Origin of the sequence: Winogradskyella litorisediminis (assembly GCF_042675765.1) — a bacterium.
Lineage (GTDB): Bacteria > Bacteroidota > Bacteroidia > Flavobacteriales > Flavobacteriaceae > Winogradskyella > Winogradskyella litorisediminis.
This window is the reverse complement of the sequence record NZ_JBHTJL010000016.1, coordinates 476344-498999: the sequence shown is the minus strand read 5'-3', so window position 1 is coordinate 498999 and position 22656 is coordinate 476344. Positions and strand designations below refer to the sequence as shown.

24 protein-coding genes and 1 riboswitch are annotated in these 22656 nt (G+C 32.3%); of the genes, 10 read left to right on the top strand and 14 right to left on the bottom strand.

The window, feature by feature from the left end; all coding sequences use genetic code 11:
• Positions 1 to 10 precede the first annotated feature (10 nt).
• From ACFQ1Q_RS13430 to ACFQ1Q_RS13410, 5 genes are all read right to left on the bottom strand, one after another.
• On the bottom strand, positions 11 to 211 hold the full coding sequence (locus ACFQ1Q_RS13430) for a helix-turn-helix transcriptional regulator (RefSeq protein WP_386132518.1): 201 nt from the start codon (positions 209 to 211) through the stop codon (positions 11 to 13).
• A complete protein-coding gene (locus tag ACFQ1Q_RS13425; protein ID WP_386132515.1) occupies positions 211 to 657 on the bottom strand; it encodes a hypothetical protein in 447 nt (148 codons plus the stop codon). Before ACFQ1Q_RS13425 ends, ACFQ1Q_RS13430 begins: the two co-directional genes overlap by 1 nt.
• 79 nt (positions 658 to 736) lie before the next feature.
• Positions 737 to 1978, bottom strand: coding sequence for a glycosyltransferase family 4 protein (locus tag ACFQ1Q_RS13420; RefSeq protein ID WP_386132512.1), 1242 nt, complete (start codon positions 1976 to 1978; stop codon positions 737 to 739).
• A 66-nt stretch (positions 1979 to 2044) separates the two neighbouring features.
• Positions 2045 to 2740 carry a helix-hairpin-helix domain-containing protein gene (locus ACFQ1Q_RS13415; RefSeq protein ID WP_386132509.1) on the bottom strand — a complete coding sequence of 232 codons (696 nt, stop codon included), beginning with the start codon at positions 2738 to 2740 and terminating at the stop codon, positions 2045 to 2047.
• Positions 2737 to 3147 (bottom strand): hypothetical protein, encoded by a 411-nt coding sequence (locus ACFQ1Q_RS13410; RefSeq protein WP_386132506.1) that lies wholly within the window; start codon positions 3145 to 3147, stop codon positions 2737 to 2739. Before ACFQ1Q_RS13410 ends, ACFQ1Q_RS13415 begins: the two co-directional genes overlap by 4 nt.
• Positions 3148 to 3311: 164 nt before the next feature.
• Here ACFQ1Q_RS13410 and ACFQ1Q_RS13405 point away from each other — a divergent pair, with 164 nt between their 5' ends.
• The 3 genes from ACFQ1Q_RS13405 (at position 3312) to ACFQ1Q_RS13395 (ending at position 5564) form a co-directional block, all read left to right on the top strand.
• Positions 3312 to 3884 (top strand): adenylosuccinate lyase, encoded by a 573-nt coding sequence (locus tag ACFQ1Q_RS13405; RefSeq protein WP_386132504.1) that lies wholly within the window; start codon positions 3312 to 3314, stop codon positions 3882 to 3884.
• Positions 3885 to 3990: 106 nt separating this feature from the next.
• Complete coding sequence (gene purB / locus ACFQ1Q_RS13400; protein WP_386132501.1) at positions 3991 to 5334, top strand: adenylosuccinate lyase; 1344 nt, start codon at positions 3991 to 3993, stop codon at positions 5332 to 5334.
• A complete protein-coding gene (locus tag ACFQ1Q_RS13395) occupies positions 5334 to 5564 on the top strand; it encodes a hypothetical protein (RefSeq protein WP_386132498.1) in 231 nt (76 codons plus the stop codon). The genes purB and ACFQ1Q_RS13395 overlap by 1 nt, the downstream gene beginning before the upstream one ends.
• A 28-nt stretch (positions 5565 to 5592) precedes the next feature.
• Here the strand turns inward: ACFQ1Q_RS13395 and ACFQ1Q_RS13390 are convergent, their stop codons facing one another.
• Genes ACFQ1Q_RS13390 through ACFQ1Q_RS13375 form a run of 4 tightly spaced genes read right to left on the bottom strand, consistent with a single transcriptional unit; the run spans position 5593 to position 7770 of the window.
• Positions 5593 to 6111, bottom strand: coding sequence for a DUF4252 domain-containing protein (locus tag ACFQ1Q_RS13390; protein ID WP_386132496.1), 519 nt, complete (start codon positions 6109 to 6111; stop codon positions 5593 to 5595).
• 34 nt (positions 6112 to 6145) lie between these two features.
• Entirely contained in the window at positions 6146 to 6721 is a 576-nt protein-coding gene (locus ACFQ1Q_RS13385; RefSeq protein ID WP_386132493.1) for a DUF4252 domain-containing protein, read from the bottom strand.
• A 43-nt stretch (positions 6722 to 6764) separates the two neighbouring features.
• Complete coding sequence (locus ACFQ1Q_RS13380) at positions 6765 to 7271, bottom strand: hypothetical protein (RefSeq protein WP_386132490.1); 507 nt, start codon at positions 7269 to 7271, stop codon at positions 6765 to 6767.
• Entirely contained in the window at positions 7258 to 7770 is a 513-nt protein-coding gene (locus tag ACFQ1Q_RS13375; RefSeq protein WP_386132488.1) for an RNA polymerase sigma factor, read from the bottom strand. Before ACFQ1Q_RS13375 ends, ACFQ1Q_RS13380 begins: the two co-directional genes overlap by 14 nt.
• 242 nt (positions 7771 to 8012) lie before the next feature.
• Between ACFQ1Q_RS13375 and ACFQ1Q_RS13370 the strand changes: the two genes are divergently transcribed.
• Positions 8013 to 9521, top strand: a complete 1509-nt coding sequence (locus tag ACFQ1Q_RS13370; protein WP_386132485.1) for a S41 family peptidase — start codon at positions 8013 to 8015, stop codon at positions 9519 to 9521.
• Positions 9522 to 9574: 53 nt separating this feature from the next.
• Here the strand turns inward: ACFQ1Q_RS13370 and ACFQ1Q_RS13365 are convergent, their stop codons facing one another.
• Positions 9575 to 11443 (bottom strand): TonB-dependent receptor plug domain-containing protein, encoded by a 1869-nt coding sequence (locus tag ACFQ1Q_RS13365; protein WP_386132482.1) that lies wholly within the window; start codon positions 11441 to 11443, stop codon positions 9575 to 9577.
• A gap of 63 nt (positions 11444 to 11506) precedes the next feature.
• Positions 11507 to 11780, bottom strand: a riboswitch (cobalamin riboswitch).
• 108 nt (positions 11781 to 11888) lie between these two features.
• On the opposite strand from ACFQ1Q_RS13365, the gene ACFQ1Q_RS13360 reads away from it, so the two are divergent.
• From ACFQ1Q_RS13360 to ACFQ1Q_RS13340, 5 genes are all read left to right on the top strand, one after another.
• Positions 11889 to 12995 (top strand): ABC transporter substrate-binding protein, encoded by a 1107-nt coding sequence (locus ACFQ1Q_RS13360; protein WP_386132479.1) that lies wholly within the window; start codon positions 11889 to 11891, stop codon positions 12993 to 12995.
• A complete protein-coding gene (locus ACFQ1Q_RS13355) occupies positions 12985 to 14013 on the top strand; it encodes a FecCD family ABC transporter permease (protein ID WP_386132477.1) in 1029 nt (342 codons plus the stop codon). Before ACFQ1Q_RS13360 ends, ACFQ1Q_RS13355 begins: the two co-directional genes overlap by 11 nt.
• Before the next feature lie 5 nt (positions 14014 to 14018).
• Positions 14019 to 14813 (top strand): ABC transporter ATP-binding protein, encoded by a 795-nt coding sequence (locus ACFQ1Q_RS13350; protein WP_386132474.1) that lies wholly within the window; start codon positions 14019 to 14021, stop codon positions 14811 to 14813.
• Positions 14814 to 14928: 115 nt separating this feature from the next.
• Positions 14929 to 16251, top strand: a complete 1323-nt coding sequence (rmuC, locus tag ACFQ1Q_RS13345) for a DNA recombination protein RmuC (RefSeq protein ID WP_386132471.1) — start codon at positions 14929 to 14931, stop codon at positions 16249 to 16251.
• A gap of 9 nt (positions 16252 to 16260) precedes the next feature.
• On the top strand, positions 16261 to 16797 hold the full coding sequence (locus ACFQ1Q_RS13340) for an acyl-CoA thioesterase (protein WP_386132468.1): 537 nt from the start codon (positions 16261 to 16263) through the stop codon (positions 16795 to 16797).
• A gap of 256 nt (positions 16798 to 17053) precedes the next feature.
• Here the strand turns inward: ACFQ1Q_RS13340 and ACFQ1Q_RS13335 are convergent, their stop codons facing one another.
• From ACFQ1Q_RS13335 to rpmH, 3 genes are all read right to left on the bottom strand, one after another.
• Positions 17054 to 17683, bottom strand: a complete 630-nt coding sequence (locus ACFQ1Q_RS13335; RefSeq protein ID WP_386132465.1) for a T9SS type A sorting domain-containing protein — start codon at positions 17681 to 17683, stop codon at positions 17054 to 17056.
• 68 nt (positions 17684 to 17751) lie between these two features.
• Positions 17752 to 20607, bottom strand: coding sequence for a carbamoyl-phosphate synthase large subunit (carB, locus tag ACFQ1Q_RS13330; protein ID WP_386132463.1), 2856 nt, complete (start codon positions 20605 to 20607; stop codon positions 17752 to 17754).
• A gap of 101 nt (positions 20608 to 20708) precedes the next feature.
• A complete protein-coding gene (rpmH, locus tag ACFQ1Q_RS13325) occupies positions 20709 to 20870 on the bottom strand; it encodes a 50S ribosomal protein L34 (RefSeq protein WP_155089503.1) in 162 nt (53 codons plus the stop codon).
• Positions 20871 to 21026: 156 nt separating this feature from the next.
• On the opposite strand from rpmH, the gene ACFQ1Q_RS13320 reads away from it, so the two are divergent.
• Positions 21027 to 21605, top strand: a complete 579-nt coding sequence (locus tag ACFQ1Q_RS13320) for a DUF2892 domain-containing protein (protein WP_386132460.1) — start codon at positions 21027 to 21029, stop codon at positions 21603 to 21605.
• Positions 21606 to 21708: 103 nt separating this feature from the next.
• Here the strand turns inward: ACFQ1Q_RS13320 and ACFQ1Q_RS13315 are convergent, their stop codons facing one another.
• Positions 21709 to 22638 carry a lytic transglycosylase domain-containing protein gene (locus tag ACFQ1Q_RS13315; RefSeq protein WP_386132457.1) on the bottom strand — a complete coding sequence of 310 codons (930 nt, stop codon included), beginning with the start codon at positions 22636 to 22638 and terminating at the stop codon, positions 21709 to 21711.
• Positions 22639 to 22656: the final 18 nt, after the last annotated feature.

Below are 22656 nucleotides of genomic sequence, written 5' to 3'. Positions count from 1 at the left end.
AAACACCAATTTAATCATCATTAGAAAGCTTAAAAAATTCGTTTACAGGTTTTGAAAAGACCTTAGATAACTTTAAAGCCAAAACTGTTGAAGGCACATATCTATTAGCCTCAATAGAATTTATAGTTTGTCTTGATACACCAATTTTTTTGGCTAAATCATCTTGAGTTAGACTTAAAATTGCGCGTTCAACTTTTATAGTGTTTTCCATTATCTATTGCGTTTTAAGACCTCAAAAAACAAAATTTGAGTAGACATCATGTAAAACAGAATCTCAAAATAACTGAAGGTATTTTCAGGATTTGGGTCATACACAAAATTATGAACCATCAACTCTGCTAATGGCTGAATTAAGGCATAACCAACACCAAAAATAAACGCTAGAACCAATGACTTGGCGCGTAATGAGGTTATCATTTCGTCTTCAATTTTTTCTTTAGATAAAATGATAATTATTAAACCAAGTAGAATTAAACGTCTACCAATTTCAACAATATATAAAGGTCTTTCTTCTATAGTATATTTAGAAACCACCATAACTACTATTGAAACCACTGCGAGAATAATTCCTATGTTTTTCCAATAATTAGGCAATCGAAATTGAGATAGCTTTTCAATTTTAGTGCGTTCGCACTCTTGTATCTTCTTTAAATTCATGACAAATATATTTTATATTAAGTAAAATTATTTTTACTTAATGACAAATATACTTTACATTATGAAGTAAAAAAACTATTTAACTATTTTTATTCTTTTCCTCAATCCACTTGCTCATGTATTTGGTGCTTTGCATAGTATGATGAGAAAGTAATTGACCTATAAAATTCTCTTGACGATGCACTTTTAAATTATCTTTTAACGAAATTATTTTATTTTGAAATTGAGCTTCAAAATTTAAAGCATTAAATCGTTCATTTAGAATTTTGAAACCGTTTGAATGTTTCTGATTCCAAAGCATTTCATTTTGATATAAATCAACTGCTTTTTGCACAAAAACTTCTACATCATCTACTATTATTCCATTTGGTTCTAAATCGCCAAACATACCTTCGGCTGCAATTGAAGACATTGCACAAGGTGTACCGTTTTTCATGGCATCGATGAGTTTTCCTTTTAAACCAGCACCAAAACGTAATGGTGCTAAAAGAACTCTAGAATTTTGCATTGCAACATTGACATCTTCTACAAAACCTTTTATTAAAAAACCGTTTTTTTGATTATGAAGCTGTAATACTTTTTGAGATGCATAAGCTCCAAAAATATGAAGCTCTGCTTTTGGCAATTCTTTTTTGATTAATGGCCAAATAGAGTTCTTCAGATACAAAACCGCATCATAATTTGGCGCGTGTAAAAAATTACCAATGCTTATAAAATGTTGTCTTTCTTCAAAACTTGGTAAATTCGCGATTTCATCTTCAGTAATAGACTGTTCTAAAAATGGCAAATAATGTAAAAGGGATTTATCAATTTTAAACTGATTTGTGAGAATTTCCATTTCAGCTTCAGAAATAATTAAACTTAAATCACTTCTGTAAATACTGGCAACTTCGCGTTTTGTAGTATCGTTTTGCAAATATTCTGTAGAAAATTCAACACCTTTTTTTAGCGCTTCTGCTCTACCCTTTCGTAATCCGTGAAAATCTTCAGTATCTAAAATTTTTAATGCATTTGGACATTCTTCAGTCACACGCCAACCAAATTGTTCTTCGGTCATAAATCGGTCAAAGAGGACGACATCTGGATTTAATTCTCTTACAAAATCATTAAATGAAGAGTCGTTAATTTTAATTTGAGCGATATTAATGTCGATTTTATTTAAATCAAACGCATTCTCACTATCATTTGCAGTCGTAGCAAAAGTAATTTTAAAGCCTTGTTTTTGGAATTGCTGCATCAGCTGCAACATACGACTTCCAGCTGCTGAACTTCTAGGTTCTGGCCAAACAAACCCAATAATTAAAAGGTTGCTATGAGACATAACAACCTTTTATTTGAAAACTACGTACTTCAAAAAAATACAATTTGTGAAGCATTAATTATAATGTTAGTTATCTTTTAAATATACCAGACGCTCTAAACGCTTAAGTTCATTATCGTCTACATATTTACCAATTTCTTTTCTGAATTGAGCCATATTTTTGTAAGGTCTGTATTCTTCGAACTCATGAGCCATTTTATCGCCAACTCCTGGTAAAGCTTTAATATCTTCTTCTGTAGCCGTGTTCAATTCTACAGGAACAAACACATAGTTTAAGTAACGTTTTACCTCATCTTCATCAACGTATTTACCAATTTCTCTTTTAAATTGTTTAACGCTAGTGTAAGGTCTGTACTCTTCAAATTCGTGAGCCATTTTTTTACCAACACCAGGAATCATCATAAAGTCAGCTTCTGCTGTAGTATTAAGATTAAAAGGAACAAACAAGGTTTTGTAAACTTCCTCTTTGTTTTCAACTTGAAGTAAAGCATCTAACTCTAACATGCTCAAAAACGGTCTTTTTTCTACAATCTGAGAAACAGTCTCAGCGTTTAATCCTAATGCGCTTAAATCTGCCTCTGTTGCTAAATTAGCGTTAAAAACTGTTTTAATAGACATAGGTGCTACTTTTTCTTCTGATGGATTTTCAGTCGTTTCAACGTTATACGTAATTATTTCTTTTTCTTTTTTTTCATCTTTACAAGACACAAAACACATTCCTGCTAAAGCGAATACAACTATTGATTTTGAAATTTTTTTCATGGTTTATTTTGATTTATAAGTATTAAATATGAATATCCTATTAAAGCTAAAACTACCATACTAAATGGTGCTAAAACTGGTAATGCGCCTGTAAAACTTTCGATAATTAAATCCAAATTTGTAGCTGTTGGTTGCATTTCAATTTCAAATTCAAAATTTGAAGACAAATGCAGATATGCACCATAAAGTCCACTAATAGCGGTAATTATTAATATAATCTTGAAAATTTGTTTCAACACTTTAGTTCTTAAAAAATATAAAATTGCTGAAATTATAATAACTAAAGCAATACAACTTATTGGGATGAGTTGGTACACATCTTCGTAATGCCCAAGTAACAGCAACTCTATCATGGTGCCAAAAACCATTAAAGTAAAAGCTAAAAAAATAATGCGTTTTATACCCAAGTTTTTTAATTAATATGATACTACAAAATTAAGGCGCACAAGTTGGAAATAAAAATTATTTAGAAAAATTCTAAATAAATATTTTCACTTTTTTTAGATAAAAATTTGTTTGACAGAAATTCATTAAATTCATTTTATAAAAGTCATAAATTTTAAAAACTAATTTGATAAAAGACCAACTATACAAAGAACTAAAAAGTGTTAGCGCACTGAGAACTAGCAGACAAAAATTTGCCAATAGAGTTTTGGAAGATATTAACTTGGTTGAGCCTTTAATTGACTTGCTTTTTATAAATGACAAAAAGATATCACCTCGAGCAGCTTGGATTTTAGAGTTTGCTTTCAAAGATAACTATAAAATAATTTTGCCTTATTTCGATATTTTTATTTCAAATATTTCCGAATTAAAATTAGATTCTTCAATAAGACCTTGTGCAAAAATTATTGAAATTTTAATTGATTTGTATTATAATAAAATGAATCCTGAAATTCGACAAACACTTACCCAAACTCACAAATCTCAAATTACAGAAACTTGTTTCGACTGGATGATTACCGAACAAAAAGTAGCTGTAAAAGCGTATTCTATGAATATTCTTTATGATTTAGGCACAGAATATAATTGGATTCATCCAGAACTCAGAACTATTATGCAACGCGATTACACGTCTCAAACTGCAGGTTATAAAGCAAGAACACGACATATTTTAGAAAAAATTAAAAAGCGAAATAGCTAAGTTTTAAATTAAAAACGATTTCATATTTCTAAAAACTCTTGTTCAATATCTCCTGTGTTTTGAGAGGACTTTGTTATATTTGATGCTTTCAAAATTCTGAATAAATATGGCACTTTCATCACTGAATGCAATCTCTCCAATTGACGGTCGATACCGCTCTAAAGTTGAATCTCTAGGTAATTATTTTTCTGAAGAAGCGCTTATAAAATATCGTGTTTTAGTAGAGATTGAATATTTTATTGCCCTTTGCGAAATTCCATTGCCACAACTAAAAGGTGTTTCTGATACCATATTTGAAGATTTACGTAAAATTTATACTGAGTTTTCATCAGCAGATGCAACAGCCATCAAACACATTGAAAAAGTAACAAACCACGATGTAAAAGCCGTTGAATATTTCATCAAAGAAAAATTTGATGCTCTGGGCTTATCTGATTATAAAGAATTTATTCATTTTGGATTAACCTCTCAAGACATCAATAATACCGCGATACCGCTAAGTATTAAAGATGCAATGAATGATGTTTACGTTCCAAATTATCTTAGGGTATTAGAAAAAATTGAAGCTTTAGCCGAAGAGTGGAAAGACATACCAATGTTAGCTAGAACGCACGGTCAGCCAGCATCTCCTACCCGATTAGGAAAAGAAATTTTGGTCTTTGCAGTAAGATTAAGTGAGCAATTTAATTTGCTTAACGATATACCAAGCGCGGCAAAATTTGGTGGTGCTACAGGTAATTTTAATGCACACCATGTGGCATATCCTAATATTGATTGGAAAGCTTTCGGAGCTAATTTTGTGCAAGAAAAATTAGGTTTACAACACTCTTTCCCAACAACACAAATTGAACATTACGACCATATGGCAGCTCTTTTTGATGCCCTAAAACGTATCAACACTATAATTATAGATTTAGATAGAGATATATGGACGTATGTGTCTATGGACTATTTTAAGCAAAAAATTAAAAAAGGTGAAGTTGGTAGTTCTGCAATGCCACACAAAGTCAATCCCATAGATTTTGAAAATAGCGAAGGAAACTTAGGTATCGCCAATGCATTGTTTGAGCATTTGTCGGCAAAGCTTCCTGTGTCTCGCTTACAACGTGATTTAACAGATAGCACAGTGTTAAGAAACGTTGGTGTTCCATTTGGGCATACATTAATTGCATTTGCTTCAACCCTAAAAGGTTTAGACAAATTATTATTGAATATATCTAAATTTGAACAAGATTTAGAAAATAATTGGGCAGTAGTTGCTGAGGCTATCCAAACCATTTTAAGACGAGAGAATTATCCAAACCCTTATGAAGCTTTAAAAGGATTAACACGAACAAATACTGCTATAACAAAAACTTCTATTTCAGAATTTATTGATACCTTAGAAGTCTCAGATGTTATTAAAACAGAACTAAAAGCAATTTCACCAAGTAATTATACAGGTATATAATGAAGCTGTGGTTTCCATTAAATAAGAATACAATTTCGCTCTCTATTGCTGGGATGATTACGATATTGTTTTTTATTTCTGGAACTTTAGATATACTAGATTATGTTATTGTAAAGATTTTATTAATTATACTTACCGGCGGATTAGCTCTCATAGTTTCGGTAATTTTATTTAAAAAAAGCCTAACAAAAAATCGCCCTGAAGACGAGCTTCAAGACGATTTAGATTAACATTTTAATCCTCTAAATAACGGTCAGGTTATTTAAAAAAATCGGTTAGACCAGTAAGGTCTGTATCTTCAAATTTAATTTTGTCCATCACTGTTTGTAGAGACATTAAGTCCGAAACATTCATGTCGTCACCTAAAATACGAACAACAGCAAAACCTTTATCATTAGCATTTCCTAAAATGATTACCTCGTCTATAGCTTCTACTTCACCAAGAAATTTTACCAGAAATTTTCCATCGGTAGAATTTCCGCCGCGCATTAGCTCATCGTATTTCTTGTCTTTAAGAATAGATTTTAATTTAGCAAGTTCTTCATTATAAGCTTTTGAATTTGCCTCGTCAGCTTTAAAAAGTAATACATTTAACTTGTCAACAGATTTATAAGCTTTTTTTTGCTGGTCTGTTAGCTCAATTTCATCTACATTTATAAAACTTGCAGGCACGTCGTAAGTTGTGAAATTTGGCTTCAACTCGTTGTCTACGTAGTATGTTTGTAATGTTGGCCCATTGTTACAGCTTAAAAAAGCTGTAACAATTAAGACTAACATTGTCAGTTTTTTGATTGATTGATTGTGCATATTCTTAGTTTTTCTTGCCAGCTTTTTTAAGTTGGTCGCCACCAGGTAAATTCATCTGATTTGTTAATTTAGAAATCTGACGTAAATCGATATCACCAGTTAAGGATAATACTACGGTTTCAACTTCGCGCTTTTTACCGTTAATCTCAATGTCTTGTCCTTTAGTGACTTCTCCCAATCCGCTAATAAACATTAAAAGCTCTTTTACGTGGTTTTCATCTTTACCTTCTTTTACATAGAAAAATACAGATTGGTCTCCATCTTTAATGCGCATTAACTCTTCTAAAGATGAGCTTTTAAGGTAACGTTTTACAGTACTATTCATATCTGCAGAAATAGCTTCATCACCTGTAGCAAATACTTTAAAACTTGTAATGCTTTTTGCCATATTTACATACTCTTGGGTTTCTTTATCTTCGATGTCAATTCCCATTGTGGCTAACATCTGAAACATTTTTGGGTTAAGTACAACAGATGTTACTTCTTCGATGTCTTCAAATTTATCAAACACGCCTTGTGCAAACGAGAAGGCTGATGTTAAGACAAACGCCACTGCTAAGATTAAATTTTTACTTTTCATAATACTTGTTTTTATTGTTTTTGTGTTCATTGTTTTTGATTGATTATTTAATAAATTGATTGGTTGTTTTTCCGAATTGGCTTACAAAACTTGCTTTGTAAATACCTGCATTTAAATTTTCTGATGCCATGTCTAATACGTTGATACTAGATGCGCCTTTATTAAAGTTAGCCGACAACATTGTTAAAGCATTTTTTGTTTTTAAATACATTTCTTGCTCTTCAGGTGTGTAGTCTGCTAAGGTTTTTGGCGCGTTGTTTACCAAATTAGGTATGGTAATGCCTAACATAAGTACTGCTACTGCGGCAACCGAAATCCATTGATACAATTTTGATTTTGATTTTGTTTTAGTGCTCGCTAGTAAATTTACTTCCTTAGTAAATGTGTCATTTTGCGTTTTAGAAAAATATAGAAACATTGGCTTGTAATGCTCCAAATGTGCTGCTACATCATCACTTGCAAAATATGCTCGCAACTTTGCTTCTTCTTGCAACGTGGTTTCTGCCAAGTCGTATTTTTCTAATAACTTTTCAATACTATTTAATTCCATAATTATGTGTATTGCTTAATTGTTCTCTTATTGTTTTTCTGGCCCTTGACAAAGCAACACGTATTGCGGTTTCATTCATATCTAGCATTTTGGCTATCTCCGCAAAATCGTACTGCTCAACATCTCTAAGCTGCACTATAATTTTTTGTTGTTCTGGTAATTTTTCAATAATACTAGAGACCCAGTCAACACTATCTCTAGCTTCAATTTGTGTTTGTAATGACGAGTGACCGTTATCTTGATAATTACTGTGCACTATCTTAAGATTTTGCGCTTGCTTCGACTTTAAACGGTCTAAACAAAAATTCTTAGTCATGGTCATAGAAAAGGCTTCTATATTTTTGTACTCGCCAATTTTCTTTTTATTCCGCCAAAGCTTTAAAAGTATTTCTTGCGTCGCGTCTTCAGCTTCTTCACGAGAAACTAGTAATCGTTTTGCTAAACGAAACACTTTATCCTTAAACGGCATCACTAAGCTTGTAAAATCTGCCTGTGTCATTACTTGGTTGTTTGATTGGTCTATAAACGTTTATTAGGCGTTTACATTATTACGACGAGTCAGTATAAGTTTTGTTACATGAGAAATAAAATAATTCGTAATTAATTGATTTTCATTTGGTTATTTTTAAAATAATTTAAAATAAAATCGATGAACACAATTTTCTTTTCAATTCTACAATATTGTAAGTAAATTTAAGGTTTTACTACCTAAAAGGTATTGCTATAAAAATTGAAGAAAAAATGAAATATTTAAAACCACTATTACTCCTACTTATAATTGCATTTTCTGCAACAAGTTGTTTTGAAGATGCTGATGATAACGTAATTTTAAATGGAAATAATCTTGAAATACAGGATTTTGTATGGAAAGGTATGAATCTATTCTATGTTTATAAAGATGAAATAGGAAATCTTGCTGACGATAGATTTTCAACAAATGAAGAATACACTACATATTTGAATAGCTTCTCTAATCCAGAAGACTTGTTTGCTTCATTACTCTATTTACCAGACAATGTAGATGAGTTTAGCGCTATTACATCAAATTATTTAGAACTTGAGCAACAATTACAAGGCACAAATTTAGACAGCGGAATGAAATTTGGATTAGTAAGAATTGGTAATAGTAACAATGTTTTTGGATATGTGCGCTACGTACTGCCAAATAGCAGTGCTTCTGCAAACGGAGTACAACGAGGTATGATTTTTACGGGAGTTGATGGTACATCGCTTACGGCTTCAAATTTTGGAAACTTACTTTTTGGAAGTAATACGAGCTTTACAATAAATCTAGCAGATTACGACGACAACGGTACTACAGACAATAGCGACGATACAATTACGCCGAATGGAAATTCTATTAGCTTAACTAAAGAAACAATAACAGAAAATCCAATTTTTAGAAGTAACGTCATTGAAACCAATGGTTTTAAAATTGGTTATTTAATGTATAATGGTTTCAGAATTTCTGACGCAAATGTTATAGAATTAAATAATGTTATTGGAGATTTTAACTCTCAAAATATCGATGAGTTGGTCTTAGACTTACGCTATAATGGAGGCGGTTCTGTTAGTACTGCAATTTGGTTATCATCAATGTTAACTGGTCAGTTCGAAAATCAATTATTTTTTGAAGAAAAATGGAATAGCGGTTTCCAAGCATTTTTTGAAGAAAACTCTCCCGAAAGTTTAATTAACAATTTTGTTTCAAATGCAATAAAAACAAATTCCAGCGGAGATGAAACATTTAATTTGCCACTAAACAATTTAAACCTTACAAAACTCTATGTACTCACAACAAGAAGTACAGCATCTGCAAGTGAACTCGTTATAAATGGATTAAGACCATATATTGATGTCGTACAAATTGGTGTAGATACACGAGGTAAGCCACAAGCTTCTACAACAATATATGATTCAGAAGACTTTTCGCGAAATAACGTTAATGCTAGTCATACCTATGCAATGCAACCATTGATTTACGAATCAGCTAATGTTGATGGCTTCTTTCAATATTACGATGGACTTTCTGCTTCAGCAGGATTTGAATTATCAGAAAATTTCGGGAATTTAGGAATTTTAGGAGATGAAAATGAACCACTTTTAGAAAGAGCAATTATGGACATCACTGGAAACGGAAGATTTTTAGATAGTTTTGAAAATGATTATTTTAAACCTATTCCCGACGAATCATTTCTTCCTCCTTTCTCAACAGATATGTTTGATTATCGAGTTAAACTTAATAGATAAAAAAATGCCGCTTAAAATAGCGGCATTTTTTAATAATTATATAATCTAAACTATTACAACTTCAAATTAAAGCCCAAGCTTACATTACGCCCCAAAGTAGTGTAGCCAATAATTTCAGCATAATCCTCATTTAACAAATTATCTACAGTTGCAAATAACTTCAGCTTGTTGTTAATGATTTTATGGCTAACATATAAATTTAACAACGTATAAGCGTCTAAGTCTACATTTGTAAAGGTTGTAAAATCTGTATCTTCTCTTTCGCCTACATATTGAACACCCAAAGATGCATAAGTAGATTTTGAAAAGTCATAACCTAAATTAGCATTTGCTCTGTGTTTTGGCAAACGAATGCGCGTTCCAACTTTCAATTCTGTAAATGTATAGTTTGCTGAAATTGATAAATCTTCAATAAGATTAACTTCCGTTTCAACTTCAACGCCCTGAACTGTAGCATCAGCAGCAGCATTTTCAAAACCGTTTTGACCAAAAACTATTGTATTTTCTTCATCTCTATTAAAGTAAACAGCATTTATTCTAAAACCATTTTTAGTATTGTATTCTAAACCGCCTTCAATCGTTCTGTTTTCTTCAGCTTCTAAATCAGGATTTGGACCAAAAAAACCGAACAACTGCGATAAGTTAGGTGCAATGAATGATGTGGCATAACTACCGAAAACTTTTGCATAACCTTCGTTTACATCAATTTTATAAGAAGGGTTTAGATTATATACAAACTGAGAACCATACTCGCTATGATTATTTAAACGTCCACCTGCATTTAAAGTCAAACCAAAGTCAGAAACATATACCACATTGGCATACGGGTCAGTATTAGTAAAGCTTTCTTCAGAAGCAAATTCACTTTTATAATCTCCAAAATTTAAACCAACTATAGTGTAAAAATTAGTATTAAATGTGTATTTATTAAATGCATCAAACACAAAACTTTCAGCCTCATTTACTGCACCAAATGCCGAAATGGTTTCGCGTTCAATATCTGTAAAAGCAGCATTAACTTGAATGCTACCATTTTTATAATTAAATTTTGGTGCAATTCCTACACGTTTTTGCTTTGAGATAAACTCATCATTGGTATCTGCAAACGCAAATGTTGGCGCAGGAAAGCCATCTATATCTGTTTTAAAATTATCAATACTTCCGTATGCCGTAATATTAAAATTTTCAGAAAATTCGTAACCCAGCTTTAAATTTACATTATACCTGGAAAAAGGGTCAGGCTCAGGATTTGCAGATGCTGCAGCCGACAAACCTTCTGCATATTGATTCCCAAAACTTGCTACATAATTCAACTTGTCTACTGTTCCGTTTATAGAAACGTTATTTGTAAACTGTTCTGCTCTATAATCGTCAGTATCTTGGGATTGGTTGGTACCAACAACAGTTAAAAAACTACCAGAAATTGGTTTTTTAGAGGCTTTTTTTGTTGTAATATTTATTACAGCAGTAGCAGCAGAATTACCATAAAGCGTACTCGATGCACCTTTTACAATTTCAATAGATTCAATGGTATTAACATCTAACAAGCGTAAATCGAACTCGTTATTTGGTAAAGACGGATCATTAACCTGAATACCATCAATAAGCACCAAAACCTGGCGATTGTTTCCACCACGTACAAAATAGCCTAAGTTTTGACCAGCAACACTTCGCGTGCCGTTTATTTCAAACCCACTTTTTGTGTTGATGAGTTGCGCAATGGTACGACCTTGATTGTTTTCAATTTCTTCTCTAGAAATTTTAATGACTGTTTTACCAGAATTTTCACGCTTTAATTCAAAACGCGAATCGGTAATTACAACTTCTTCAAGTTTTTCAACTTTTGTCGAGTCTTGACTTTGTGCAGCAATTGCATTTAACATACTTATAGCAAGTATGCTAAAACCTTTAAGTTTTTTCATTTTTTTTTTAATTGCTCGAGAACATACAGCGAACCATACGTAAACTTTTATCCCGAAAGTTTTACTTATTTGTTGAAATTGGCAGGTCTCCTGACTTGCGTCTTGTTGTTTGTCTTCCCACTCGTGCTGAACTTGTTTCAGCATCTTAACTTAAAGACAGAATTGTCTTTTTTAATTTACAGATACCGAAACAAGTTCGGTACAAGCAGTGACTTTGAAGGTAACAACAAGCTTATTAGCTTACAGTTGCGGGAACAGCTCTGGAATTACACCAGATTCCCTTTTAATCAAAGGCGAAAATAATTTCGCCCTCGAACCAGATTTCGATGCGAAATTAAACAATTACTCTAATCTAAACCTTAATAACTTAAATAATTCTTAGTTTTGATTTATGAATATATTCAGTTTCAAATTAAAACCAATTTTATTTTTTTTTCTGTTTTGCTTGCTTTCTTGTAAAGAAAAAAAAACAGAAGAATTACCATTTTCAAAATCAAAAACACTTCAGCTTAAATATGCTGAAGGTTTTACAGTTTCAGAAAATAATGGCGTCAAAGTAATCACTGTTACTAAACCTTGGCCAAAAGCCTCGAAATCATATAAATATTTAGTTGCTTCAAAGGAAACATTGTCTAAAATGACATTTCCGGCAGGATATTATGATGGTGTAATTACTGATGAAATTGAAAAAATCGTAGTGACATCTACAACACATATTCCGTCATTAGAACTTTTAGGCGAAGAGCAAAAACTCGTAGGTTTTCCTGGTACAGATTATATTTCTTCAAAAAAAACAAGAGAATTAATAAATAATGGTAATGTTAGAGAACTAGGAAAAAATGAAGGTATTAATACCGAAGTTTTGCTAGACATAAATCCTGATGTTGTGGTTGGCTTTGGCATTGATGGTGTTAACAAAACCTTTGAAACTATTAAAAAAGCGAATATTCCTGTAATTTATCATGGCGGTTGGGTAGAATCTACAGCCTTAGGTAAAGCCGAATGGATAAAATTTTTTGGAGTTTTGCTGAATAAAGAAAAAGAAGCAGATTCCATTTTCAGTAAAATTGAAGCGGATTATTTAGAAGCAAAAGCACTCGCTAAAAATGCCAAAAACAGACCAACAGTTTTGAGTGGTGCCATGACTAAAGATGTTTGGCATTTACCAAACGGTGATAGTCCTGAAGCTCAGTTTTTAAAAGATGCTAATGTTAATTATCTATGGAATGACAGTAGTGGAAACGGCAGCTTATATTTAAGTTTTGAAGCTGTTTTAGATAAAGCAAAAGATGCAGATATTTGGTTAAGTCCTTCTTACTACAGAAGCTTAAATCAACTTGAGGAAGCTAATCCGTTATACACTAAATTTGATGCTTTTAAAAATAAAGAAATCTATAGCTTTACAAATACTGTTGGCGAAACTGGCGGAAATTTATATTACGAACTTGGTGCAGCACGACCAGATTTAATTTTAAAAGACCTTATTAAAATTTCGCATCCGGAGTTGCTAGAAAATTATCAACCTTATTTTTTTAAAAAATTTGATAACTAAAAAAACATATAGATTTCAATTTTTATTATTGGTAGTCATCTTATGTTTATGTTTTTTGGTAAACGTAAGTTTTGGTTCTGTAGACATTCCGCTAAAAAGTATTTTTAAAAGTTTTTTCGGAACTATTGAAAATGAGACGTGGCAAGTTATTGTAACAGAATTTAGATTACCAAAAGCCATCACAGCAATTTTAGTAGGTTCTGGTTTGGGTGTTTCTGGCTTATTGATGCAAACTCTTTTTAGAAACCCATTGGCTGGACCTTTTGTTTTAGGCATCAGTTCTGGTGCAAGTTTGGGTGTGGCTTTGGTAATATTGGGTTCAGGACTATTTGGCGGAAGTTTAGCATTAGCCTTAACCGCAAAATGGAGCATTGTAATTGCGGCCAGTTTAGGAAGTTTTTTAGTGCTTTTGGCTGTTTTGGCCGTGTCTAACAAAGTACGAGACACGATGGCAATATTAATTATTGGTTTAATGTTTGGCAGCATTACAGCGGCTGTTGTGAGTGTTCTCTCCTACTTTAGTTCAGCCGAACAATTACAACAATATATTTTTTGGGGTTTTGGAAGTTTAAGTAATCTGTCTTGGAACGAGCTTTTAATCTTTGCTTGTATTTATTTTGCTGGTTTAATACTCAGTGTCTTCTCAATTAAAGGATTAAATAGTTTGTTGCTTGGCGATAACTATGCAAAGAGTTTGGGAATTAATATCAAACAAAACCGCCTCATAATTATTATAGCTACAAGCTTACTAGCAGGAACAATTACAGCGTTTGCAGGACCAATTGCGTTTATTGGGTTGGCCATTCCGCATTTAACACGCCAAATATTCACAACTTCAAATCATAAAATTTTATTACCAGCAGTTTGCCTATTTGGTGCAATCGTTATGCTTGTTTGCGATAGTATTGCCCAAATACCTGGAAGCGATTATATTTTACCAATAAACGCTATCACCGCTTTAGTTGGTGCACCAGTAGTTATTTGGTTATTGGTAAGACAACGAAAAATGATGTTTTAAAAAATTTGAAAGAAGACAATAAACATATCATCCTTGAAGCAGAAAATCTTTCTATTGGTTATAAAACCAAAAAGGAAACAATTCCTGTGGCCTCAAACATTAATTTTAAGCTTGAAAAAGGGCATTTAATTGGATTGGTTGGTGAGAATGGAATCGGAAAATCAACTTTACTTCGCACTTTAATAAAAGTACAAACGCAATTATCGGGCAATATTTTATTAAACAAAAAAGACCTTAAAGACACCTCAGCCGAACAGCTCGCTATACAACTGAGTATCGTTTTAACAGAGCAATTAACCTCTAAAAACCTATCGGTAAACGAGCTGGTAGCACTCGGAAGGCAGCCTTATACAAACTGGATTGGAAACCTCAATACAAAAGATATAAGTAAAGTTAATGAAGCTCTAGATTTGGTTGGCGTAACCCAATTAAAACACAAAAAGTGTTTTGAACTCAGTGATGGGCAATTACAAAAAGTAATGATTGCTCGTGCTTTAGCTCAAGATACCGACATTATTATTTTAGACGAACCAACGACGCATTTAGATATGTACCACAAAGCATATATCTTAAAATTGCTTCAAAAATTAACCAAAGAAACAGGAAAAACTATTTTGTTTTCTTCTCATGAAATTAATTTAGCTATTCAGCTTTGCGATACCATGATAGTAATGACTAAAAACAATGTTATTACCGACCAGCCATGTCATTTAATAGAAAAAGGTGTTTTTAATGTTTTGTTTCCAAAAGATATGATTGCTTTTGATGAAAAAACAGGAAGCTTTAGAGTCACAAAATAGTTTTATTAATTTTCAAAAATTAAAAATTTTTGATTCAGTTTAGTTGAAAACTTCTCTATTTGAAGTGACGTCTTCGAGCTGAAAAATTTATCTTTGGTAAATTTCAATTTATATCATGAACGACACGCTTATTCTTTTAATCACCATAATAGTTTCTGCAAGTATTGGGGCTTTTATTGGGCTAAAATTCGCCCAACTGAAAAGTAAAAGTGAAAGCAGTACTTTAGAAGAAAGACAACTTCAATTAAATAATTCTATCTCAGATTTAAAGCAAACTATAAATAAAATTGAAAGCGAACGTGAAGACATTCGTCGTGAAAAAGAGTTTTTAAATACCGAGTTATCCCGAAAAAACACGGAGCTTGAAAACGTTCAAATTCAGAATAGAAAACGAGATGAGGAATTAGCCAAACAACAGGAGCAACTCCGTAAAGATTTTGAATTAATGGCTTCTAAAATTCTGGAAGAAAAATCAGAAAAATTCACACTTCAGAATAAAGAAAATATAAAGAGTATTCTTGAGCCTTTAGATAAGAAAATTCAAATTTTCGAGAAAAAAGTTGAAGACACACAATTTAAAAGCGGACAAATGCATTCAGCATTGGCAGAACAACTTAAAGGACTTAAAGAGTTAAATCTTCAAATGACGGAAGAAGCCAGCAACCTTACAAAAGCGCTTAAGGGTGACAGTAAAATGCAAGGTAATTGGGGAGAATTAGTGTTGGAACGTGTTTTAGAAAAATCTGGGTTAGAAAAAGACCGCGAGTATTTTGTACAGCAAAACTTTCAGCGCGAAGATGGTTCTCGAGTAATGCCAGATGTGGTACTACACTTACCTGACGCCAAAAAAATGATTATAGATTCCAAAGTATCTTTAGTAGATTATGAGCGCATGGTCAATGCCGATGATACGGAGCGTGCACTATTTTTAAAGGCTCATGTTAATTCTATAAACAAGCATGTAGACCAACTTTCATCGAAAAATTATCAAGATTTATACGACATAGAATCGCCTGATTTTGTATTGATGTTTATACCCATTGAGCCTGCTTTTGCGGTGGCTATAAATGAAGACAATTCACTTTATAACAAAGCGTTTGAGAAAAACATTGTTATTGTAACGCCATCTACTCTATTGGCCACTTTACGTACTATTGATACAATGTGGAATAACGAAAAACAACAACAAAATGCTATTGAAATTGCCAAACAAGCTGGCGCATTGTATGATAAATTCGAAGGTTTAGTAACTGATTTAACTGGCGTTGGTAAAAAGATAGATTCTGCTAAAAATGATTACTCAGCTGCGATGAATAAATTGGTTGAAGGCAAAGGAAATCTGATTTCGCGTGTTGAAAAAATTAAAAAAATGGGAGCTAAAGCCAAAAAAGCTTTACCAGAAAATATCATAAAACGAGCTAACGAAGATTTTGAATAAACTTTAATTATGTATAAAACCGTAAAACAATCTCGTATAGAAATTTCGCAATTAATGTTACCATCTCATACCAATTTTGGAGGTAAAATTCACGGTGGTTATATTTTGAGTTTAATGGACCAAATTGCTTTTAGCTGTGCTTCGAAACACTCAGGTTCTTATAGTGTTACGGCATCTGTAGATAAAGTTAATTTTCTAAATTCTATTGATGTTGGAGAACTTGTTACAATGAAAGCCTCAGTGAATTTTGTAGGTAATTCATCAATGGTTATTGGTATTAGAGTTGAAGCGGAAAACATCCAAACAGGTAAAACAAAACATTGTAATTCTTCATATTTTACAATGGTTGCTGTGGACAAAAAAAGTAAACCTGTAACTGTTCCTGGTCTTCATATTTTAAATAATGAAGAATTAAGACGTTATCTAAAAGCTATACAACGTGCAGAAGAAAGTAAAATAAGAAACGAAGTATTTTCAGACAAAAATTTTTCTCATGAAAAATACACTGAAGAATTAAAAAACTATAGAGTTAAGCTAGATTTATAAGAAATTAATTATTTTTTCCAAGTGCCACCATAACGATAGTTTGGATTATTAGGCTTAACTTTAAGTAAACAAGATTCACATACAAATACCCAAACTTTTGACTCTTTGTATTGAATACGAAACATAGTAGAAAAATCTTTTTTACAAATGTCACAATATTTGATTCTCAACTTTTGTTATTTTAAATGATTAAAAAATATTAAAAAAGCCCTCTAAAATGAGAGCTTTTATTAATTAATAATGTTTAAAAGATGTTTTACTGTTTCATAAAACGTTTTGTCAACGTAGTTTGGTCACTAGATAATTTTACTAAATAAACTCCAGAACGCCAATTAGATACATTTATATTAGTAATATTTCTTTTTAATTGTGTTTTAAATATTTGTTTTCCAAGTACATCATAAACTTCAACAAAATAATCATTTTCAGAATTATAATTTATTTCTACATTCAAGTTATTTTTACTTGGATTTGGTGACAGTTTAAATTTATTTAATTCTAATTCAAAATCATTTATACTTAAAGCTCCTTCTGGTACAACTGTTATAGTTCCAAACATAATACTTGCATGAGGTGAACAAACATAATCATTTGTTCCTACTGAGTTAAATGTATGAGAAAAAGTAGAACCTTGACCTACTGTTGAGCCGCTATTGAAGGCATCAGAACTAGTTCCGCCATTGCGCACAACATTATGGTTGCCTGAAGCATACCAAACCCATGTTACTGTATCTCCAATTTCTATTGTTCTGCTTGAATTTGCATTACCTGACGATGTTGGTGTAGAGTTAAAACTCCAATCTATAGATATAGTTTCTGTTGTTTGGGCTATGCTGAGTTTAGCAAATAAAAAAACTAATAATAAAGCAAGTAATTTTGTTTTCATAATTTTTATTTGTCTCTAAATTACAAAACAATATGGATAAAATGCGTTTTTTATCGATTAAATATAAATTATTTACTTAAATACATTTTTCGTCTTGAGTACAAATCGTAAAATTCATCATCTTTTAAGCTATCAATAAACAAGATACTTTCTCCTGTACTTTTCATTTCTGGCCCTAACTTTTTATTCACATTTGGAAACTTATTAAATGAAAACACAGGTTGTTTAATAGCGTAACCTGTTAACTGCGGATTGAAGGTAAAGTCAGTCACTTTCTTTTCGCCTAACATTACCTTTGTAGCATAATTTACATAAGGTTCTTTATATGCCTTTGCAATAAACGGTACTGTACGAGAGGCTCTTGGATTGGCTTCAATAATGTAAACTTTGTCGTCTTTTATAGCAAACTGAATGTTAATTAAACCAACCGTATTCAATGCTCTTGCGATTGTGTGTGTATGGTCTATAATTTGTTGCATTACTAAATCGCCCAAATTAAATGCTGGCAAAGTTGCGTTGCTATCTCCAGAATGTACTCCGCAAGGCTCTATGTGCTCCATAATACCAATGATGTAAACGTTTCCGTCTGCATCGCAAATAGCATCAGCTTCTGCCTCAATAGCACCATCTAAATAATGGTCCAATAACAATTTATTTCCAGGAATTGATTTTAATAAATCAATAACATGAGATTCTAACTCGTCTTTATTGATAACTATCTTCATTCCTTGACCTCCAAGAACGTAAGAAGGTCTTACCAAAATTGGGAAATTTAATTTATCTGCAATTGCCAAAGCTTCGTCAGCAGTTTCTGCAACATCGAACTCTGGATATGGGATATTGTTTTCTTTTAATATGTTTGAAAAACTTCCGCGGTCTTCAGCTAAATCTAAAGATTTAAAGCTTGTACCCATAATTTTTACACCCCATTTTTCTAGTTTCTCAGCAAGTTTTAAGGCGGTTTGTCCACCCAATTGCACGATTACACCTTCTGGTTTTTCATGCTGAATGATATCATAGATATGTTCCCAGAAAACTGGCTCAAAATAAAGTTTGTCTGCAATATCAAAATCAGTTGAAACAGTTTCAGGATTACAATTAATCATTATGGTTTCATAACCACATTCAGCAGCAGCTAAAACACCATGTACACAACAGTAATCGAACTCAATACCCTGACCTATACGGTTTGGACCAGAACCTAAAACAATTATTTTCTTTTTATCGGTGACTACACTTTCGTTATGAACGGTTACCGTGCCATCTGGTAGTTCCATTTCACTTTCAAACGTAGAATAATAATATGGTGTCATTGCTTTAAATTCAGCCGCACATGTATCCACCAATTTATAGACACGATTAATTTTTAAATCTTTACGTTTTTTATAAACTTGACTCTCTAAACAATCTAGCATATGCGCAATCTGTCTGTCGCCATAGCCCTTTTGCTTTGCTTCTAGTAAAAGTTCGCGGTCAATGTTATCTATACTAAACTTAGAAATTTCTTTTTCAAGCTGAAACAACTCTTCGTATTGTTTGAGATACCACATATCTATTTTGGTTATCTCGTATATTCTGCTTAATGGAATTCCCATTGCAATGGCATCGTAAATAACAAATACTCGGTCCCAACTTGCATTTTTAAGTTTATCAATAATGGTATCGTAGTCTTTATAACCTTTACCATCAGCACCTAAACCATTTCTTTTAATTTCTAAAGATTGTGTCGCTTTATGTAATGCTTCTTGGAATGAACGACCGATACCCATAACTTCTCCGACGGCTTTCATTTGCAAACCTAACGTACGGTCAGAGCCTTCAAACTTGTCAAAATTCCATCGTGGTATTTTTACAATTACATAATCTAATGTTGGCTCAAATAACGCAGACGTCGATTTAGTAATTTGGTTATCTAATTCATCTAATGTGTAACCAAGCGCTAATTTAGCAGCTATTTTTGCAATTGGATATCCTGTTGCTTTACTCGCCAATGCCGAAGAGCGAGATACGCGAGGATTAATTTCTATAGCTATAATTTCTTCTTGGTCATCTGGACTAACCGCAAACTGTACATTACAACCACCAGCAAAATCGCCAATACTACGCATCATATGTATGGCCATATCACGCATTTTTTGCTGTGTTTTATCTGACAAGGTCATTGCTGGAGCAACTGTGATTGAATCTCCTGTGTGAATACCCATTGGGTCCATATTTTCGATAGTACAGATAATAACAACGTTATCGTTTTTATCTCTTAAAAGCTCTAACTCATACTCTTTCCAACCCATCATGGCTTTATCAATCATAACTTCATGAATTGGAGAAATCTCCAAACCACGCGTTAGGGCTTCATCAAAATCTTCTTCGTTATAAACAATAGAAGCACCTGCACCACCGAGAGTAAATGATGCTCTAATGCACAAAGGAAAACCAAATTCTTGAGCAATTTCTTTTCCACGTAAAAAGGAAGTAGCTGTTTCTTGCGGTGCCATGCCGACACCGATTTCTAACATTAATTCGCGGAATTTTTCTCTATCCTCTGTTATATTAATTGCCTCAATATCAACACCGATAATCTTAACACCAAAATCATCCCAAATCCCTTTTTCATCTGCTTCAATACATAAGTTTAAAGCCGTTTGTCCACCCATAGTTGGCAAAACCGTATCTATTTGTGGGTGTTCTTTAAGAATTTTTATAATTGACTTTGTTGTTAACGGCAGCAAATACACGTGGTCTGCCATCGACGGGTCAGTCATTATTGTTGCTGGGTTAGAATTGATAAGAATAGTCTCTATTCCATCTTCGCGAAGCGAACGTAAAGCTTGAGAACCTGAATAATCGAACTCGCAGGCTTGCCCTATGACGATTGGACCAGAACCGATAAGTAAAATGGATTTAATGTCTTTGTTTTTTGGCATGTTGTTGTGTTATATTGAGTTACAAAAATAGTTATCTGTTGGGTACAAAAAAAGGCGATACACTTAAGTAACGCCTTTAAAATATTAACAATTGTTAATCATTATTTTTTATGTCTTAATTCTGAAGATACAGACAATCTTTTTCTTCCTTTAGCACGACGACGTGCTAAAACTTTTCTTCCGTTAACAGAAGCCATTCTTTCTCTGAAACCATGTTTGTTTCTTCTCTTTCTTTTTGACGGTTGAAACGTTCTTTTTGGCATGTCTTATATATTTAAAATCGTGTATTAATATCTAAGTTTTAGTATTTCCCAAAACTGCGTGCAAATATACAACAACTTTTTACTTAACCAAGTTTCAAATAAAAATAATTTTCAATTGTTTTTAGTAACTTTGCCAACCTTAAAAAAACTATAAATATGTTCAATAAAAATATAAAGTTAGTCATAGCTGCAGGTATTATAGCTTTTGCCGTTTATCAGTTTACTGAAGGCGAAATTGGTAATGGCATTATGTATATCTTATTATCCTTAATATTTATTTTTCTATACTTTAAAAACGAAATGATTTTGTTAGCTTTTTTAAAACTAAGAAAGCAAGATTTTGAAGGCGCTAAAAAATGGTTGGATAAAATTAAAAATCCTGAAGCGGCTTTGGTTAAAAAACAACAAGGTTATTTAAATTATTTAAATGGCGTTATGGTTTCTCAAACCAATATGAACGAAGCTGAGAAATATTTTAAAAAAGCTATTAATTTAGGATTATCAATGGACCATGATTTAGCTATGGCAAAATTAAATTTAGCTGGAATTGCTTTTTCTAAACGCAGAAAACAAGAAGCGCAAAAATTACTAGCAGAGGCACAAAAATTAGATAAACGCGATATGTTGGCTGACCAAATTAAAATGATGAAACAGCAGATGAAGCAAGCATCAATACCAAAGCAACATTATGGGCAACCAACATCTTCCAGACAAAATAGACGTAGTAGAAGATAAATTGACAAACGGTTATTAATTGACGATTACTAATCTATTATGAAAAAAGAGCATTTTCAATCACTTTGAAAATGCTCTTTTTTTTGCTTTTTACTATTAAAACTTATTTGTAATATCCCTCTTTAGGAATTTCAATTTCATATAATTTTCGAGATTTATTATTTAAGTGTGGCTCTCGTAACCAAGGATTATGAATTTTTAAAATCTTATAATTTATCCCAAATTTTTCAGCAAATTGTGTAAAATCTGTAACGGCCGTATCTACTTCAACCTTTGTGGTTGGCACCGGTTTATATAAATCATCGTCAGTAAAATTAAAACCGTATTTTTTTGGGTTGTTTAATATCTCTTTTAAGGCTACAATTCTAAACATATATCGACCTGTTTCTTCTCCCAAAAGTAAATCATAATAATCTGAAACATTTTGCTCTTTAAGACGATTACCTATACCTGCTTTACCCGCATTGTATGAGGCAGCAGCTAGCGTCCAATTACCAAATCTATCATAGGCTTCTTTTAGATATTTACAAGCGACCTCTGTTGATTTTTCTAAATTATAACGTTCGTCCACGTTATTATTAATTTCTAATCCATTTTCGCGTCCTGTTGCTTTCATAATTTGCCAAAATCCTTTGGCACCAGCTGGAGAAACCGCATTTGTTAAACCACTCTCAATAACGGCTAGATATTTAAAATCTTCTGGAATACCGTTCTTTTTTAAAATTGGTTCTATAATTGGAAAATACTTTTGTGCTCGCTTAAACATTAACAATCCGTTAGACTGCCAATATGTGTTTACCAAAAGCTCTCGATCCATACGCTCATATATGTCAGGATTTTGTAATGGTAAATCTTCACCTGCAAAATTTAAATCCATTGGTACTTCTAATGCGTAAACGTTGTATCCTTGAGAGTTAAACGTTTTATCTGTTTTCATTTCAACTTCTGATGGTCCTTTTTGCATAGAAAAAATTAGAACACTAGATACTGCGATTAATCCAGCTATAGAAAGTATATTTTTAATCGTTTTCATAGATATTTGTTTTGTTTT

Excerpts from the sequence above, each read along its gene's own strand:
- ACFQ1Q_RS13425 (WP_386132515.1), bottom strand. The coding sequence starts at position 657 with ATGAATTTAAAGAAGATACAAGAGTGCGAACGCACTAAAATTGAAAAG.
- ACFQ1Q_RS13370 (WP_386132485.1), top strand. The coding sequence starts at position 8,013 with ATGAAATATTTAAAACCACTATTACTCCTACTTATAATTGCATTTTCT.
- purB (WP_386132501.1), top strand. The coding sequence starts at position 3,991 with ATGGCACTTTCATCACTGAATGCAATCTCTCCAATTGACGGTCGATAC.
- ACFQ1Q_RS13340 (WP_386132468.1), top strand. The coding sequence starts at position 16,261 with ATGTATAAAACCGTAAAACAATCTCGTATAGAAATTTCGCAATTAATG.
- ACFQ1Q_RS13430 (WP_386132518.1), bottom strand. The coding sequence starts at position 211 with ATGGAAAACACTATAAAAGTTGAACGCGCAATTTTAAGTCTAACTCAA.
- ACFQ1Q_RS13380 (WP_386132490.1), bottom strand. The coding sequence starts at position 7,271 with ATGGAATTAAATAGTATTGAAAAGTTATTAGAAAAATACGACTTGGCA.
- ACFQ1Q_RS13385 (WP_386132493.1), bottom strand. The coding sequence starts at position 6,721 with ATGAAAAGTAAAAATTTAATCTTAGCAGTGGCGTTTGTCTTAACATCA.
- ACFQ1Q_RS13335 (WP_386132465.1), bottom strand. The coding sequence starts at position 17,683 with ATGAAAACAAAATTACTTGCTTTATTATTAGTTTTTTTATTTGCTAAA.
- ACFQ1Q_RS13395 (WP_386132498.1), top strand. The coding sequence starts at position 5,334 with ATGAAGCTGTGGTTTCCATTAAATAAGAATACAATTTCGCTCTCTATT.
- carB (WP_386132463.1), bottom strand. The coding sequence starts at position 20,607 with ATGCCAAAAAACAAAGACATTAAATCCATTTTACTTATCGGTTCTGGT.
- ACFQ1Q_RS13375 (WP_386132488.1), bottom strand. The coding sequence starts at position 7,770 with ATGACACAGGCAGATTTTACAAGCTTAGTGATGCCGTTTAAGGATAAA.
- ACFQ1Q_RS13415 (WP_386132509.1), bottom strand. The coding sequence starts at position 2,740 with ATGAAAAAAATTTCAAAATCAATAGTTGTATTCGCTTTAGCAGGAATG.
- ACFQ1Q_RS13390 (WP_386132496.1), bottom strand. The coding sequence starts at position 6,111 with ATGTTAGTCTTAATTGTTACAGCTTTTTTAAGCTGTAACAATGGGCCA.
- ACFQ1Q_RS13320 (WP_386132460.1), top strand. The coding sequence starts at position 21,027 with ATGTTCAATAAAAATATAAAGTTAGTCATAGCTGCAGGTATTATAGCT.
- ACFQ1Q_RS13315 (WP_386132457.1), bottom strand. The coding sequence starts at position 22,638 with ATGAAAACGATTAAAAATATACTTTCTATAGCTGGATTAATCGCAGTA.
- ACFQ1Q_RS13365 (WP_386132482.1), bottom strand. The coding sequence starts at position 11,443 with ATGAAAAAACTTAAAGGTTTTAGCATACTTGCTATAAGTATGTTAAAT.
- rmuC (WP_386132471.1), top strand. The coding sequence starts at position 14,929 with ATGAACGACACGCTTATTCTTTTAATCACCATAATAGTTTCTGCAAGT.
- rpmH (WP_155089503.1), bottom strand. The coding sequence starts at position 20,870 with ATGCCAAAAAGAACGTTTCAACCGTCAAAAAGAAAGAGAAGAAACAAA.
- ACFQ1Q_RS13420 (WP_386132512.1), bottom strand. The coding sequence starts at position 1,978 with ATGTCTCATAGCAACCTTTTAATTATTGGGTTTGTTTGGCCAGAACCT.